This is a genomic window from Microlunatus parietis (assembly GCF_013407955.1).
GTDB lineage: Bacteria > Actinomycetota > Actinomycetes > Propionibacteriales > Propionibacteriaceae > Microlunatus > Microlunatus parietis.
In genome coordinates this window covers 6,407,811-6,422,228 of record NZ_JACCBU010000001.1, presented here as the reverse complement: position 1 = coordinate 6,422,228, position 14,418 = coordinate 6,407,811, and the positions used below count along the sequence as shown (strand labels likewise).

The window sequence follows — 14,418 nt, the reverse complement described above, 5'->3', positions numbered from 1 at the left end:
ACCTCCGACAGTCAGGGCGGTCAGGCTGAGGAGTCGTCGTACGCCGGCATCGGGACCCGGCGATCGGCGGCCGCGATGGTGTCCGGGCGGTGCGCGATCAGCAGGGTCGCGCGGTCGGCGGAGCGCTGCAGGAACTCCATGATCACGGCGTCGGCGTCCGGGTCGAGCGAGGCGGTGGCCTCGTCGAGCACCAGGACTCGGGGGTCGCGGAGCAGCGCCCGGGCCAGGGCGACCCGGGCCCGCTGCCCGCCGGACAGCCCGGTGCCGTGCTCGCCGACCGGCGTGTCCAGGCCGAGCGGCAGGGCGCTCTCCCGGTCGAGCAGCCCGGCGGACCGGGCCGCGGTGTTGATCATGGTTTCGGTCGCGTCGGGGTCGCCGAGGACGAGGTTGGAGCGGATCGTGCCGCGCAGCAGCGGCGAGGACTGCGGTACGGCCGCGACGGCGGCCCGGAGTTCGTCGTCGCCCAGCCGGCGCAGGTCGATTCCGTCGATCCGGATCGAGCCGGCGTCGGGATCCCAGAGCCGCAGCGCGAGCCGGGCGGCGGTCGTCTTCCCCGCGCCGGACGGCCCGGTCAGGGCAACCGTCTCACCGGGACGTACGTGCAGCGTGAGGCGGTCCAGCACGGGCCGCCCGGGTTCGTACCGGAACGACACCTGGTCGAAGACGAGCCCCGCCTCGTCCCGAGCCGGTACGGCATCGCCGCCCGCACCGTGCCCATGATCAACGACGGCCGGCGGCTCAGCGAGCACGCCGGTGATCCGTTCCGCCGCCGCGCGCAGGGTGCCGGCGTTGCGGAGCAGGTCGGCGATCTGCGCGGCCGGTCCGAGACCCGCGACGGCGACCGCAACGGCGAGCGGGATGTCGGCGGCCGCCATCCCGGTCCGGTCGACCACCACGATCAGGATCGCGCCCAGCGCCGCGAGGGCGAGCGTCACGTCGGCGATGCCGCGTTCGGCCCCGAGCCGCGCGGCTTCCCGTACCTGAAGGCGTGCCTGGGCTCGGGTGTCCTCGGTCAGCCGGTCCAGCTGCCGGTCCAGCGCCTGCGCCCCGGTGAGCTCCCGTAGCCCGCGGACCACGTCGAGCAGGTCGGCCCGGAGGGCGGCGGCGCCGGCGGCCAGGCGCGCGCCGTCACGGCGTGCCCGAGCGCTGGTGAGCAGCGGGACGATGACCCCGACGACGAGGAGCGGTAGCCAGACGAGCAGCAACAACGGGTTGAGCGACGCCGACACCGTCACCCCGACGACCAGGATCAGCAGGGCGCTGAGGGTCTGCGCGGCGGTGTGCGCGTACAGCCATTCGAGCGTCTCGATGTCGGCCATCACGGTGGTGGCGAGGTCGCCGCTGCGGTGCTGCCGGCGGCGCGACGGCAGCGCCCGCCGCAGGACGTCGAACACGCGGCCCCGGAGGTCCCCGATGATCCGGTACGCGAGGTCGTGCGACACCCAGGACTCCCGCCACGCCGTGAGCGAGGCGAAGACCGCGAGCCCGATCAGCCCGCCGGCCAGACCGGACAGTGGTACGGGTGCGCCCGCGATGATGTGGCCGACGGTGAAGGCCAGGCCGAGCGCGATGCCCAGGACGGCGAGCTGGGTGACCACGCTCCACAGCACGGTCTCGACGAACAGGGCGCGCCGCTCGGCGATGATCGGCAGCAGCCGGAGCACAGTCCTCACCGGATCCGTCCCGACAGCGAGGCCCGCGCCGACGGCGGGCCGTCGCCGGTGTCCGCGATGCGCCCCTGGTCCAGCGCGATCCAGCGGGTCGCGTGGGCGCAGGCCGTGTCGCGGTGCGCGATGAGGATCGTGGTCCGGCCGGATGTTGCCGCGGCGACGCCGTCCATGACCCGCCGTTCGGTGTCGAGGTCCAGGGCCGAGGTGACCTCGTCGAACACCAGCACCGGGGCGGTCGCCAGCAGGGCCCGGGCGATGGCCAGCCGCTGCCGCTGCCCGCCGGAGAGCTGCTCGGCGTTCTCGGCCAGCACGGTGTCGTAGCCGTCGGGAAGCCCGCCGATCACATCCCGCAGCTGGGCGGTCTCGGCGGCCTGCTCGACCTCGGCCTCGGTCGCGGCGGGCCGGTAGAGCCGCAGGTTGTCGCGGACGGTCCAGGCGAAGAACACCGGATCCTGCGGCACCACGACGACGCTGCGGCTGCGGGCCTGCTGCGTATAGCCGCGCAGCTCCATACCATCGAGAAGGACCTGACCCGCCGCGGGATCGACGTCCCGCTCGAGCAGCCGAGCCAGGGTGCTCTTCCCGGATCCGGACCGGCCAACCACGGCGACGGTCTCCCCCGGAGCGATCCGCAGGGTGAGGCCGGCGACGCCGCGATCCGTACCCGGATAGCGGTAGCCGACATCATCGAGTTCCACCACACCATGGCGAGCGGGCTCGGATCGGGTGCCGTCCTCGATGATCGCCGCCGGGTACGCCAGCAGCCGGTCCAGCCCGTCCACCGCGGTCAGGCCGAGGTAGCCGGCGTGCCAGGCCGCGCCGAGCTCCTGGACCGGGCGGAAGCATTCGCGCGCCAACAGCAGGACGGTGACCGCTGCGGCCGCCTCGGGACTGCCGCCGACGACCGCGGCCAGTGCGGCGATCACGGCCAGCACGGTGCCCAGCTGTACGGCCAGCGCACTCAACCCGGTCTCGACCAGCGACAACCGCAGCTGCGCCATCGTCGAACGGCGCAGGCCCTCCGCGTCGTCGGCCAGCCGGGCGGAGGTCCGGCCGGCGGCACCGAACGTCCGCAGCAGCGGGATGTTCTGCAGCGCCTCGACGTAGTCCGAGGACAGCCGGGCGAACCGTTCCCAGCGCTGCCTCCCGTTGCGCAGCAGCCGGGCGTCCCAGGCCCGCGGCGCGATCACCGCGATGGCCGCGGCGCCGGCGAGCACCAGCCCGGCCGTCGTGGAGTACGTCAGCGTGAGGGCGACGACGGCCGCGGGCACGACGAGCACCACGAGCAGCTGCGGCAGGTAGCGGGTGTAGTAGGCGTCCAGGCCCTCGACCCCGTCGATCACGGTGGCGGCGGCCTGCCCGGAATCCCGCTCGGCGACCGGCACGGCCGACAGCCGGCCCAGCAGCCGGCGACGCAACCGGATCCGGACCGCCGCGCCGGCCCGGGCCGCGACCGGCTCCCGTACCCAGACCAGCAGCCCGCGGGCCACTGTCACCGCGGCCAGGGTCGCCATCGCCGGCCACGGGTCTCCCGTGCCGCGGACCAGGGCGGCGATCACCGAGCCGGCGGTGATCGCGAAGGTCACCTGGAGCGCGGCGATGACGATCCCGATGGCGGCCAACCCGAGGATGGCCCCGGGGACGGCGCCGGCGAGCTGCAGCAGACGGCGATGGATCACGGCTCAGAAGGCGTCCGGGTAGAGCTGTTCGGCGATCCGCCGCACCACCGAGACGTTGCCGAGCGTTCCGGGGAACATGTCTGACGTCGAGACCGCGATCAGCCGGCCGTCCCGGACCGCCGGCAGATCCGGGAACGTCGTGGTCAGGTACTTCCGGGTCGCGGCCTCGTGCTGCTCGTCGTACGCGGCGAACACCAGCGCCTCCGGCTGCTCGGCGGCCAGCGATTCCGGCGTGATCGTGGCCGCGAAGAACTCGGCGAACGCCGGCTGGTCCGGTGCGTAGACGTTGTCGGCACCGGCCTGGCGCAGGATGTCGTACTCGACGCCGGCCCCGATCGCCTGCAGCGTGGTGCCGTCGACGTACACCTGGGCGACCCGCAGCCGGTCCACCCCGGCCACGGCAGCGGCGACCTGGTCCAGCTCCGCCTGGCTCGAGGACACCAGCTCGGCGGCGGCCTTCTCGACCCGGAAGATCCGGCCGAGGTGCTCCAGGTCGGTGAACAGGTCGCGGACCTCGCCGGTCATCCGGCGCTCCTGGCAGCCGCCGCCCGCCACGTACACGGCGGCACCGGCCTGCTCCAGCTGCTCGATGCTGGCGAAACCCTGCTCCGCGGTGAATTCGTACGTGGTCGGCGAGTACACGAAGTCCGGCTCGACGGCCAGCAGGTCCTCGCGGCTCGGCGGCTTGACGTCACCGATGACGGGTACGTCCTTCGCCAGCGGCGCCACGTCGTCGGGCAGCGCCTGCGCCGTGGCCTGGGCCTGCCCGGCCAGCCGATCGGCCAGGCCGAGCCGCAACATGAGTTCCGTCTGCGCCGGGTGCATCCCGACGGCGGCCTCGGGGATCCCGTCGACGACGACCTCCCGGCCGCAGTTCACCAGCGTCACCGCCGCGGCGGACTGGCCGCCTGGTTCCGAAGGAGCCGTCACGGACGATCCGCAGCCGGTCAGGAACAGGGTCCCGGCGGTGAGGACGGCGGCAGCGCGGACGAGGGCGGGACGAAAGATGATCATGAGCGGGCGTGGCTTTCTGTGCGGGTGGAGGTGCCGTCGGCGGCGAGGCGGCGGAAGGCGAAGACCGGCTGGTCGGGATCGCCGAGGACGCGGACCTCGACCTCGAAGGTGGCGGTGATCAACTCACGCGTGAGCACCCGGGTCGGCGGGCCGTCGGCGACGACCCGGCCGGCCGCGAGCACCACGACCCGGTCGCAGTACTGGGCGGCGAGATTCAGGTCGTGCAGCGCGGCGATCACCGTACGGCCGAGGCTGCGGACGGTACTCATCAGCTCGTGCTGGTGGCTGATGTCGAGGTGGTTGCTCGGTTCGTCCAGCACCAGCACCGGGCTCTCCTGGGCCAGCGCGCGGGCGAGCATGACCCGCTGCCGCTGCCCGCCGGAGAGGGTGGCGACCATCCGGTCGGCGAGGTCGGTGATCTCGGCCCGGCGCATCGCGTCGTCGACGATCCGCAGGTCCGCCGGGGTGTCGCGCCCGAACGAGGCGTGGTGTGGAGCCCGGCCCAGCAGCACCGTCTCCTGGACGCTCAGGTCGAAGTCGGTCGGCGGGTCCTGCAGCATGACCGCGACGGCCCGGGCCGCCTGCCGGCCGGTGAGGCGCCGCACGTCCAGCCCGTCGATCCGTACCGTGCCGAGCCGCGGGGTCAGGACCCGATAGAGGGTACGCAGCAGCGAGGATTTCCCGCTGCCGTTCGGGCCGACCAGCCCGACCACGCTGCCCGGTTCGACCGCGAGCGTCGCGTCCCGGACCACGTCCCGCCCGCCGAGGGTGACGGTGACGCCGTCGAAGTCCACCCTCATCGGCCGAACCCCGCCCGGTCGGCACCGTCGCGCCGCATCAGCCACAGGAAGAAGGGGGCGCCGACGAAGGCGGTCAGGATGCCCAGCGGGATCTCGGTGGGCGCCGCGACCGTACGCGCGAGCAGGTCCGCGATCATCAGGAACGACGCCCCGCCGAGCAGGGTCACCGGAAGCAGCCGGCGGTGGTCCGCGCCGACCGCGATCCGCGCGACATGCGGGACGACCAGACCGACGAACCCGATCCCGCCGGCGACCGACACGACGGTGCCGGTCAGCAGCGACGCCACGACGAGCAGCACCCCGCGCAGCCGGGACGCGTCGATGCCGAGCGACACGGCCGACTCGTCGCCGGTCATCAACGCGTTGAGCGAGCGGGCCAGCAGGGCCGCGATCAGGGCGGCGACGACGACCGCGACCGCCGGGCCGACCAGGCTCGCCATGGTCGCCGCCGACACGCTGCCGAGCAGGAAGAACAGCACGCTGACGACGTTCTGGGCGTCGGTGGAGATGGTCAGGTAGCTGGTCACCGCACTCAGCAGGGTGCCCAGCGCCACGCCCGCGAGGATCATCCGGGTCGGCGACAGCGCTCCGTTCTTCCGGGCCAGCGCCCACACGCACCCGCACGCGGCCAGCGCCCCGCCGAACGCGGCCAGGTTCAGCGACAGGCCGCCCAGCACCGCCGAGCCGAAGACGATCACCAGCACCGCGCCGACGCTCGCGCCCGACGAGACGCCGAGGATGTACGGCTCCGCGAGCGGGTTCCGTACCGTCACCTGCATCAGCGCCCCGGCCAGCGCGAGCCCGGCTCCGGCCAGCCCCGCCAGCAGAGCCCGCGGCAGCCGGAACTGCCAAACAGCCTGGTCCTGCAACGGGGTCAGGGATCCGTCAGACATCCACGGCATCCCCGGCAGCAGGTGCCCGACCACCAGGCGAGCCGCGTCGGCCGGGGTCACTGCGACCGAACCGACCGCTCCCGAGATCACGATCAGCACCATGATCAACAACGTCAGGGCGACACACAGCAGGGCGGTCCGGCGGGCCAGCCGGACCCGGACGTCGGCGGCCCTGCGCAACCCGAGCGAGGGCACCTGGGCGTCCATGATCACCAACGAAACCTAACTGACAATGATTCTCATCTGCAACTTGGGCGTCGTGCTCCCAGAATCTGCCCGGAATCTGCCGGCGGTCCTGGCTACCCTTCTGGAATGACCACGGCGCTGCCCGATTGGGTGACCACGCTGTCCAGTGCGCTGGACGGCCGCATGGGACTGGAACTCCTCGAGGCCTCCGCGGAGCGGGTGGTCGGCCGGATGCCGGTGACCGGCAACACCCAGCCGTACGGGCTCTGGCACGGCGGGGCCTCCTGCGTGCTCGCCGAGACGCTTGCCTCGATCGGTGCCTCGGCGCACGGCCTGCCCGACAAGGTGGCCGTCGGCGTCGACCTGAACGCCACTCACCACAAGGCCGTACGGGAGGGCTGGGTGACCGGGACCGCGGTCCCGCTGCACCGGGGCTCCCGGGTCGCCACCTACGAGATCGTCCTCCACGACGACCAGGGTGCCCGGGTCTGCACGGCCCGGGTCACCTGCCAGCTGATCGACCGCCGGACATGACGTCCCGTACCGCCGCCTGGTTGCTCGCGTTGCTGGCCGTCCCGGCCAACCTGGCGATGATCTTCGTCGCGCTGGTGCTGAACTTCCAGTTGTCCCGCTCCGCGGCGGCGATGGCCGAGGCCACCAAGGGCAAGTTCGTCGGCCTGCTGGCCCTGATCGGGCTGGTCGCCGCCATCGTCGGCCTCGTCGTCAACCGCCGGCCCGCGGAATCGGGCAGGCGGGCCTGGCTGGCCACCGGGATCGCCGTCGGCGGCGCCCTGGCCGCCCTCGCCATCGCGGTCCTGGTCCCGGTCCCGGCCGGCTGAGGCGTTGGGCCCAGGGGCCCAAGGAGGTTGGGCCTGCGGACTCAGGCGCCCGGGCGGTCGCTCGGCCTAGGGTCGGACCATGATCAACTCTCGGGTACGGGCAGCCGCGGCGGGACGGCACCAGACCACCCGCGTCCTCGAGTACGTGGGCGTGGTGGCACTGGCCGTGGTCCTGGTGATCGGCATCGCGCTAGCCGGCTGGGGCAGCGAACTGCGCACCCTGACCGGCCAGGCGCTGTGTTCCCTGACCCCGCAGCAGGACTGCGCCGACCGGTCACCGAGGACGCCGTGACCGGCCGGCTGCCGCTGCTGCTGCTCGCCGTGGTGATCAGCTCCGTGGTCGCGGCCTGCCAGCCGGCGGCGCAGCCGGTGCCGCCGCCGGACGTACGGCCGGAGGACTATCTGATCAGCGTCGACGACCTGCCGAAGGAGTGGCGGCCGAGCAACGATCCGCAGACCGGCTACCGGACCCAGGTCTGCGGGGTCGACCTGGAGCCGTCGGAACCCGCCGCGACGGCCAGCGCGCGGTTCTCGATGGGCCCGTTCGGCCCGTTCGTCCAGCAATACGTGCGCAGCTACGCCGACGACACCGCCGAGCAGGTGATCACCGGGCTCTCCGGCGAGGTCCCCGGCTGCACCTCCTACGTCGCCACCGGGACCCGGCAGACGAAGAGTGCCACGTTCCTGATCAAGCCGCTGCGGCTGGACACGGCCGGGCCCGGCGTCGTCAGCTGGCGCCAGACCCCCGAGACCGACCCGGGGTTGATCACCGACCTGGCCTTCTTCCGGCGCGGCAACACCATGATCGCCTTCCTCTCCTACAGCCTGCGCCGCGAACCCGACCCGAAGGTGCTCGAGCGGGCTATTGCCGCCGTACCGAAGTAGACCCGCGATACCGAACCCACGGCCGCCGGACGAATCCCGTCCGACGGCCGTTGTCGATCATGAACCGAAGTTGATCTTGGGTCCGGGGACCTAGCCGGATTGGGCCTCCGGGCTCAGGCGCCGGGCCCGCACCGGACCGTACGGTCGGTTCATGATCAACACGTGGCGCACCCGGCAGGGGCGGACCGATCGCGGCACCGGTGCCCTGGAGTACGTCGCCGCGATCGCGACCGGCGCGGTGTTGATCATCGGGATCGCCCTGGCCGGGATCGGCGGCCAGCTCCAGGCGATGGCCGCCGAGGCGATCTGCTCGATCACCCGGCAGGCCAACTGCGTGAACCGGCTGACGCTGACCCCGTACCAACAGGCCTTGACCGGGAAATACGTCGCCCTGGGCGACAGCTTCGCTTCCGGGGAAGGCGCCTGGGACTACGAGGAGGGTACGGATTACGACGACCGGGACGACCTGTGGCCGTTCAACAACGACGACGAAGATCACAACCGGTGCCACCGCTCCAAGAACGCGTACGCCCAGATCCTGGCCGCCGACAACGACTTCGCCGGCGGCAGCGGCTTCGTCGCCTGCTCCGGGGCGGTGATCGACGACTTCACCCGGCCCAATGGCGACAACACCGGTGAGGACCCGCAGCTGGCGGCGCTGAACGACGACACGTCCCTGGTCACGCTCTCGGTCGGCGGCAACGACCTCGGCTTCGCCGACGTACTGCGGGACTGCGTGATCAACGGCGAGGGCGGCGTCGGGATGATCGACTCCTGCCAGGAGAAGCATGATCAACGGATCTCCGAGCGGCTGCCGGAGCTGCGCTCCGAACTGGTCGAGCTCTACCAGAAGGCCCGGCAGAAGGCGCCGAACGCCCGGATCATCGTCGTCGGCTACCCGCCGCTGTTCGTGGAGGACCCGGACGACGACTACGGCAACCTGTTGTTCGCCGAGGACCAGGAATGGATGAACGAGCGGGCCGGCGACCTGAACGCCGTGCTGGCCTCCGCGGCCGCCGAGGCGAGCGTCGAGTTCGTCGATCCGACCGACGCGTTCCGCGGTCACGGGCTGGGCAGCGACGACCCCTGGTTCAACGATCTCGACTGGGGCGGCCCGGGCCTGATGCTGGTCGACCCGAGCAGCTTCCACCCCAACGCCAAGGGCCATGCCGCGTTCGCGAAGCTCATCCAGCAGCAGCTGGAGGATCCCCGGTAACGGCTGCGGCACGGACGATCTCCAGCACACCGCCCGGCTCGATCCCCCACTCGGCCATCGCGCCGGCGGCCGCCTCGATGGTGGCGCTGGCGCCGCGCCGCGGCCAGGTGCCGCCGGTCCACGGCCGCAGCGTCTTGATCAACAACACCAGGCCGGCCCGGTCCACCACGGCGACGTCGATCGGGTACCGCATGCCGATCATGTGCACCGACGGGCAGCGGGTGATCCACAGCGCGCCGATCACGGCGTCGGTGCCGAGCAGGCCGCGCTGCCGGGTCCGGTAGGACTCGGCGACGGCGAGTGGCGCGACGTCGGACCCGTTGTAGCGTAGCCGGTGCGGCCCCGGCCCGAAGACGCGTTCGGCGACCATGATCACGACCCTACCGCCGCTGGGTCTCTGGGCCCAGGACCGGCCGGGCAGGTTGGGCCCCGCGCTGGGCCCGTGGACTCTCACCGACGGGTCCCGGCCCGACCAGGATGACTTCATGATCAGGACCCAGGGACGGCACCAGCGCGGCCAGGCCACGCTGGAGTACGTCGCCGCGATCGCCGCCGCCGCGGTGATCGTGATCGGCGTCGTGATCAGCCTGGCCGCGCAGCACTCCGAGTTCCGCAGCCTGGCCGGCTCCGCGCTCTGCAAGGTGATCACGCTCGGCTCGGCCGGCTGTTCGGAGAATCCCAGCCAGGAACAGGATCCGGAGGACCCCGAACCGTGGGTCTGCACCGTCTTCGGCTGGGGCTGCGGCGGGAACGAGGACGGCGCGGACGACACGCCGTGGTACTGCGACCTGTTCGGCATCGGCTGCCCCGATGATCAAGCCGATCCGCCGGTGGACCTGCCGCAGGGCCTCGACGCCGACTCCGATCTGGTCGAGACGATGCTCTCCACCGAGCGCGGCCGGCTGACGCTGCAGTGGCTGGCCGATCAGGGCATCGAGGTGGAGATCGATCCGAATGCGACCGGTGCGTACTGGGACGGCACCAAGATCGTCCTGGGGCCCGGCTACGAGGACGCGGCCGTGCTGGTGCACGAGGCGAACCACGCCCGCTACACCGCCGAGGGCCGCAGCGCCGACATCAGCAACCCGGACCGGGACGCCTACGTCCGGGCCGCCATCGACGAGGAGATCGACGGCACCATCCAGCAGATCTACGCGGCCCGCGAGTTCCGCGCCGCCGGGCACGACGCGGCGACCAACCAGTCCGAGCAGAACTACGAGAACGCTTACGAACAAGCGATCCAGGACGGCCGTACGGAAGCTGAGGCCGATCGGGCCGGCCGCGCTGCGGTCGCCGAGGGCTTCTACAACGGCTCGATCACCACCTCCAACAACGGCCAGTCGTACGTGGACTACTACGGCGACGCCTGGGACCGGGTGCACTGAGATGGCACGCCCCGAGGATCGGCCCGCGCTGTGGAAGACTGACCGCGTCGCCGGAAAGGAGGCGGTCCCGATGCGGAGGACGCCGTTGATCGCCACGATCGTCACGATCGCCGCGCTGGCCTTCGGCGGCTGCGTTCCCGGGGTCACGCCGCCGCCCGCCGACCCGCCGAGCAGCCCGCCGTCATCAGGTCAGGAGGGTGACATGAGAACCCGACTCGCCCGGGCCCTGCAGCCGGTGTCCCCGGACACCGCCACGCTGGTCGAGGACGCCGCCCGCACCACGCTCACCGAGGTGCCCGCGGAGTGGCTGGACGGCTGGATCCTGATCGACGTCCTGCACTACGGCGCACACCACCCGCGCCGGGTCTACGTCGCGCTCTCCGACACCGACGAGGTGCAGCTGCTCACCGGCCGGCCGGACGGCTTCAATGCGGTGGTCCGCGGGACCGAACCGAGCCAGGACACCGCCGCCGACGTCGCCCGGACCTTCCTCGACACGACGCGCGACTTCAGGAAGTGGTCCTACCGGGTGGAGCGGGTCGAGGACGTCACGTGGCTGCCGAAGCCGACCGCCGAGCAGAGCCGGGCCCGGGACGCGTTGATCAAGAAGCTCCGGTCCAAGATCACCGCGCCGCGGCCGGTCGCCGACGGCGACGCGTGGTCGGTCACGCTCTGGACCGTGACCGGAACGAGCCTGGTCCAACACGAGCTGACGGTCCGCGCGGATGGGACGGTCGAGGACACGGCGGTGGTCGCCGAGCCGGACCTCCCGGTCCCGGATTCCATGTGACAGCAGGGTCCTGGACCCCGCTCGACGTAACTTCGTTTCCGCTAGGCTCCGCCCCAGGAGGGTGCTGAACGTTCCTTGCACTCTGCTCCCCGGACGGGTTGCGGAAGGGATGCGGTGGCTCGGCTACGACGTTCCGTTGAGCGTTTCGGTCTGCGGATGCGGATCCTGGACCGGCTGATCGTCGCCGGGCTGGCGGCGATCGCGATCGCCGGCCTGATGAGCTTCGCGTTCGGCCCGCGGCAGGCCGCGGTGTCCCGGGTCGCCTGCCTGGTCGGCTCGCTCGGCCTGGCGACCTGTCGCGATCCGCTCCCCGTCCTGGACCCGGTCCGGCTGGGCGAGCCGCGGTGTCGCTTCCTGGCCGCCCTCGACACCGCCCTGCCGGAGGTACGGACCGAGACGCTGACCCTGCCGAGCGGGCTCGCGCTGACCACCAGCCGGGCCCGGTCCGGCGACACGGTGGTGCAGGCCGGACCGCCGACCGCCGCCGATCCCCCGGCCGTGCTGGCCGGCGAGCCGCGCCGGACCCGGATCCCGGCGCCGGGACTGGAGATCCCGGCCCAGACCGAATGGCTGGTGCCGGCCGGGCAGGACGTCCGCGAACTCGCCGTCGCGCTCGAGGACCACCATGATCATCAGGCCCGCAGCCGGTCGGCGATGGCCCTGTTCGCCCGGCTGGTGCATCCGTCCGCCGGGCCCGGCACACCGCCGCCGACCGTGCGCTACAGCACCGTGGCGCTGCGCGACGCGCCATTCCCGGTGATCGACGGATCACCGAAGGCGCCGACACCGGGCCGCGACCGGCTGGTCCTGGACGGCGACCGGCCGGCCACCGCGCGCTACCGGACGACCGACCGTCAGCTCACCGTGATCGCACCGGTCGCCGGGATGATCACCGGCCGCGAGGCCGCCGGAGTGATCAGCTGGACCAGGGATGCCGACGCCCGGCTGACCCGCGTGTTGATCATGGTCGTCGCCGACGGGGCCCTGATCGACGGCGGGCCCAAGATCACCGACTCGCTCTCGATCGGGTACGTCGACCTGCCGATCCGGGCCGACGACGAGCGGGAGCTGGCCGAGCAGTGGCTGAGCCGGCCGGGCGGGCTGGCCGTGTCGACCCGGGACCTGTTCGGGCTCGCCGCGCCGGACCCGAAGGACCGGCTGGCCAGTTGGTTCAGCCGCGGCGCGACGGTGACCGTGCTCCGCTATCAGGGCGTCGCGGCCGCCACCGCGCTCGGCCGGGCCGGCGAGGAGGTGCGGCTGTCCCGGCGGACCGAGTGGACCGACGTCCGGCTCGCCTCCGTCCAGCAGCTGGCGCCGCGCCCGGACGGCTCGGCCCGGACCCTGGTCGACGACCCGGCCTGCGGACGGTCATGATCATCCGCGGCGAGCCGGTCCGGCGCTGGTCCCGGCGGTCCCTGATCGGGCTCGCCCTGGCCGCTCTCGCGGTCACGGCCGGCAGCCCCCGGGCGCAGGCGGCACCGGTCCTGCTGGGCCGGTTCGGCTTCGAGGTGCCGGCCACCGTCCGGGCGCTGGACCCGCCGCGGGCCGGCTGGCAGTGGCAGGGTCAGTTCGTCGAGGGCGGGGTGCCGTCGATCATCGTGCTGGCCCGGGCCGACCTGGCCGACGTCGCCCCCGAGGAGGCGTTCGGGCTGCTGCTGGCGTCCGGCGCGGGCGGCGGCCTGCCCGGTCTCACGGCCGGGCCGGCCAGGTCCCGGACCACCCAGGACGGGTCGCCCGCGCTGCGGTCGCCGCTCTCCTACCGGCCGTCGCCCAAGATCAACTACCGCGGCACGGTGTTGATCACCGAGAACGCCGGCACGACGGCCGTGCTGGCGGTGCTGGGCACCGAGCGGCTGACCGCGGGCCGGGCCGATCAGATCCTCGATTCCGTACGGTGGTCGGCATGATCAAGAACCTCGGCGCGGGCTGGGCGGCGGCCCTGGTCTCGTTGATCATCGCCGGGGCCGGCATGTCGGCCACACTGTCCGGCAGCGCCACCACCGACCCGGTGCGGCTGTCCTTCGCCGCGGTCCTGCTCGGCTGCTATGCGGCCCTGGTCGGGGTCGTCTTCACCGAGCGAACCGCACGGACCCGGCTGCGCTGCCTGCTCTGGGGCGGCGGCATACCGATCATGGTCGGCTGGCTGACCGCTGTCGTGGTCGCCGTCGACGCGGGCGTGCCGGCCGGGCTGCTCGCGGGAGCGCCGTGGTTGGTCGGCCCCGTGCTGGTCGCCCTGACCGGCCGGCGGCTGCCGGCCTTCCAGCCGTACCGCTGGATCCGGGACCGGCTCGCCGACCGTTGATCACCCGGTCAACCGCGGCCGTACGTCGGCCAGGGCAAGATCAAGATCGACGAACGTGAACCGCAGCGTGCCCGGGTCGAAGATCAACGTCAGCGCACCGAACCCACAGTCCATCGAGGTCTCGACCGGCGGCGGTGGCGGCGGCGGAGGGGGCGGGGGCGGCGGCGGTCCGGTCGGCGACGGTGCGGGGCCGGTCGGCGTCGGGGTGGGGGTGGGAGACGGGGTCGGCGTCGGCGTTTCGAAGTCGGACGCGATCGTGCAACGGGACAAGGCGAACCGGGTCTCGGCCTCGGCCTCGGCGGTGGCCGGCTCGCCCTCGGCGGTGTGGTTCAGCCGGACGGTCACAGTGACCCGGTCGGTCAGCACGTTCCAGCAGTACGAGGTCAGGGTGGCACCGTTGGCCGTCGCGAGCTCGGCCGCCCGGACCTTGCCGCGCTGGCCGCACGGGCCGGCGCCGGCCAGCTCGGGCAGGCTGGTCACCGCGGCGAAGCCGTCCGCCAGCAGGCCCGGCAGGTCGTCCAGGACCCGTTGGGCGCCGGCCAGCGCGGCCGCGTCGGCGGCATGCTGCGCGGCCGAGCGTTCCTCGCGGGCCATCGCGCCGACGGCGACCACGCCGATCACGAACAACAGCGCGCAGATGCCGAGGACCAGGACCACGGTGACCGGGCCCGAACCGCGGTCGGCCGGCCTGCTGCCGTACCTGTTCATCACCCAGACCTCCTCCCCGTGGGAACCGCTGATGGCCGGGGCGGGGTTCAC

The 14,418-nt window shown here is 72.8% G+C and carries 17 protein-coding genes; 10 read left to right on the top strand and 7 right to left on the bottom strand.

Features of this window, described 5'->3' with window-relative positions:
- Window positions 1-20: 20 nt before the first annotated feature.
- From BKA15_RS30960 to BKA15_RS30940, 5 genes are read right to left on the bottom strand one after another with little or no spacing between them, the layout of a single operon-like run.
- The gene (locus BKA15_RS30960) at window positions 21-1,673 is read right to left on the bottom strand and encodes an ABC transporter ATP-binding protein (RefSeq protein ID WP_218871651.1); all 1,653 of its coding nucleotides are present in this window, start codon (window positions 1,671-1,673) and stop codon (window positions 21-23) included.
- Window positions 1,670-3,349 carry an ABC transporter ATP-binding protein/permease gene (locus tag BKA15_RS30955; RefSeq protein ID WP_179757516.1) on the bottom strand — a complete coding sequence of 560 codons (1,680 nt, stop codon included), beginning with the start codon at window positions 3,347-3,349 and terminating at the stop codon, window positions 1,670-1,672. The genes BKA15_RS30960 and BKA15_RS30955 overlap by 4 nt, the downstream gene beginning before the upstream one ends.
- Before the next feature lie 3 nt (window positions 3,350-3,352).
- Window positions 3,353-4,363 (bottom strand): ABC transporter substrate-binding protein, encoded by a 1,011-nt coding sequence (locus BKA15_RS30950; RefSeq protein WP_179757515.1) that lies wholly within the window; start codon window positions 4,361-4,363, stop codon window positions 3,353-3,355.
- Window positions 4,360-5,163: an ABC transporter ATP-binding protein gene (locus tag BKA15_RS30945; protein ID WP_179757514.1), complete on the bottom strand. Its 804-nt coding sequence runs from the start codon at window positions 5,161-5,163 to the stop codon at window positions 4,360-4,362. The genes BKA15_RS30950 and BKA15_RS30945 overlap by 4 nt, the downstream gene beginning before the upstream one ends.
- The gene (locus tag BKA15_RS30940; protein WP_179758804.1) at window positions 5,160-6,263 is read right to left on the bottom strand and encodes a FecCD family ABC transporter permease; all 1,104 of its coding nucleotides are present in this window, start codon (window positions 6,261-6,263) and stop codon (window positions 5,160-5,162) included. The genes BKA15_RS30945 and BKA15_RS30940 overlap by 4 nt, the downstream gene beginning before the upstream one ends.
- A 105-nt stretch (window positions 6,264-6,368) precedes the next feature.
- On the opposite strand from BKA15_RS30940, the gene BKA15_RS30935 reads away from it, so the two are divergent.
- The 5 genes from BKA15_RS30935 (at window position 6,369) to BKA15_RS30915 (ending at window position 9,182) form a co-directional block, all read left to right on the top strand.
- Window positions 6,369-6,776 (top strand): PaaI family thioesterase, encoded by a 408-nt coding sequence (locus tag BKA15_RS30935; protein ID WP_179757513.1) that lies wholly within the window; start codon window positions 6,369-6,371, stop codon window positions 6,774-6,776.
- Window positions 6,773-7,081, top strand: coding sequence for a hypothetical protein (locus tag BKA15_RS30930; RefSeq protein WP_179757512.1), 309 nt, complete (start codon window positions 6,773-6,775; stop codon window positions 7,079-7,081). Before BKA15_RS30935 ends, BKA15_RS30930 begins: the two co-directional genes overlap by 4 nt.
- Before the next feature lie 79 nt (window positions 7,082-7,160).
- Window positions 7,161-7,373, top strand: coding sequence for a hypothetical protein (locus BKA15_RS30925; RefSeq protein ID WP_179757511.1), 213 nt, complete (start codon window positions 7,161-7,163; stop codon window positions 7,371-7,373).
- A complete protein-coding gene (locus tag BKA15_RS30920; RefSeq protein ID WP_179757510.1) occupies window positions 7,370-7,966 on the top strand; it encodes a hypothetical protein in 597 nt (198 codons plus the stop codon). Before BKA15_RS30925 ends, BKA15_RS30920 begins: the two co-directional genes overlap by 4 nt.
- A gap of 151 nt (window positions 7,967-8,117) precedes the next feature.
- On the top strand, window positions 8,118-9,182 hold the full coding sequence (locus BKA15_RS30915; RefSeq protein WP_179757509.1) for an SGNH/GDSL hydrolase family protein: 1,065 nt from the start codon (window positions 8,118-8,120) through the stop codon (window positions 9,180-9,182).
- Here the strand turns inward: BKA15_RS30915 and BKA15_RS30910 are convergent.
- Entirely contained in the window at window positions 9,151-9,552 is a 402-nt protein-coding gene (locus BKA15_RS30910; protein WP_179757508.1) for a DUF192 domain-containing protein, read from the bottom strand. The genes BKA15_RS30915 and BKA15_RS30910 overlap by 32 nt on opposite strands.
- A gap of 115 nt (window positions 9,553-9,667) precedes the next feature.
- On the opposite strand from BKA15_RS30910, the gene BKA15_RS30905 reads away from it, so the two are divergent.
- The 5 genes from BKA15_RS30905 (at window position 9,668) to BKA15_RS30885 (ending at window position 13,659) form a co-directional block, all read left to right on the top strand.
- A complete protein-coding gene (locus tag BKA15_RS30905) occupies window positions 9,668-10,567 on the top strand; it encodes a hypothetical protein (RefSeq protein WP_179757507.1) in 900 nt (299 codons plus the stop codon).
- Between the two features lie 70 nt (window positions 10,568-10,637).
- Window positions 10,638-11,357 (top strand): hypothetical protein, encoded by a 720-nt coding sequence (locus BKA15_RS30900; protein ID WP_179757506.1) that lies wholly within the window; start codon window positions 10,638-10,640, stop codon window positions 11,355-11,357.
- 156 nt (window positions 11,358-11,513) lie between these two features.
- The gene (locus BKA15_RS30895; RefSeq protein ID WP_179757505.1) at window positions 11,514-12,731 is read left to right on the top strand and encodes a hypothetical protein; all 1,218 of its coding nucleotides are present in this window, start codon (window positions 11,514-11,516) and stop codon (window positions 12,729-12,731) included.
- The gene (locus tag BKA15_RS30890; RefSeq protein ID WP_179757504.1) at window positions 12,728-13,264 is read left to right on the top strand and encodes a hypothetical protein; all 537 of its coding nucleotides are present in this window, start codon (window positions 12,728-12,730) and stop codon (window positions 13,262-13,264) included. The genes BKA15_RS30895 and BKA15_RS30890 overlap by 4 nt, the downstream gene beginning before the upstream one ends.
- Complete coding sequence (locus tag BKA15_RS30885; protein WP_179757503.1) at window positions 13,261-13,659, top strand: hypothetical protein; 399 nt, start codon at window positions 13,261-13,263, stop codon at window positions 13,657-13,659. The genes BKA15_RS30890 and BKA15_RS30885 overlap by 4 nt, the downstream gene beginning before the upstream one ends.
- On the opposite strand, the gene BKA15_RS35120 is transcribed toward BKA15_RS30885, so the two are convergent.
- Window positions 13,660-14,367: a pilus assembly protein TadG-related protein gene (locus BKA15_RS35120; RefSeq protein ID WP_246323359.1), complete on the bottom strand. Its 708-nt coding sequence runs from the start codon at window positions 14,365-14,367 to the stop codon at window positions 13,660-13,662.
- Window positions 14,368-14,418 lie beyond the last annotated feature (51 nt).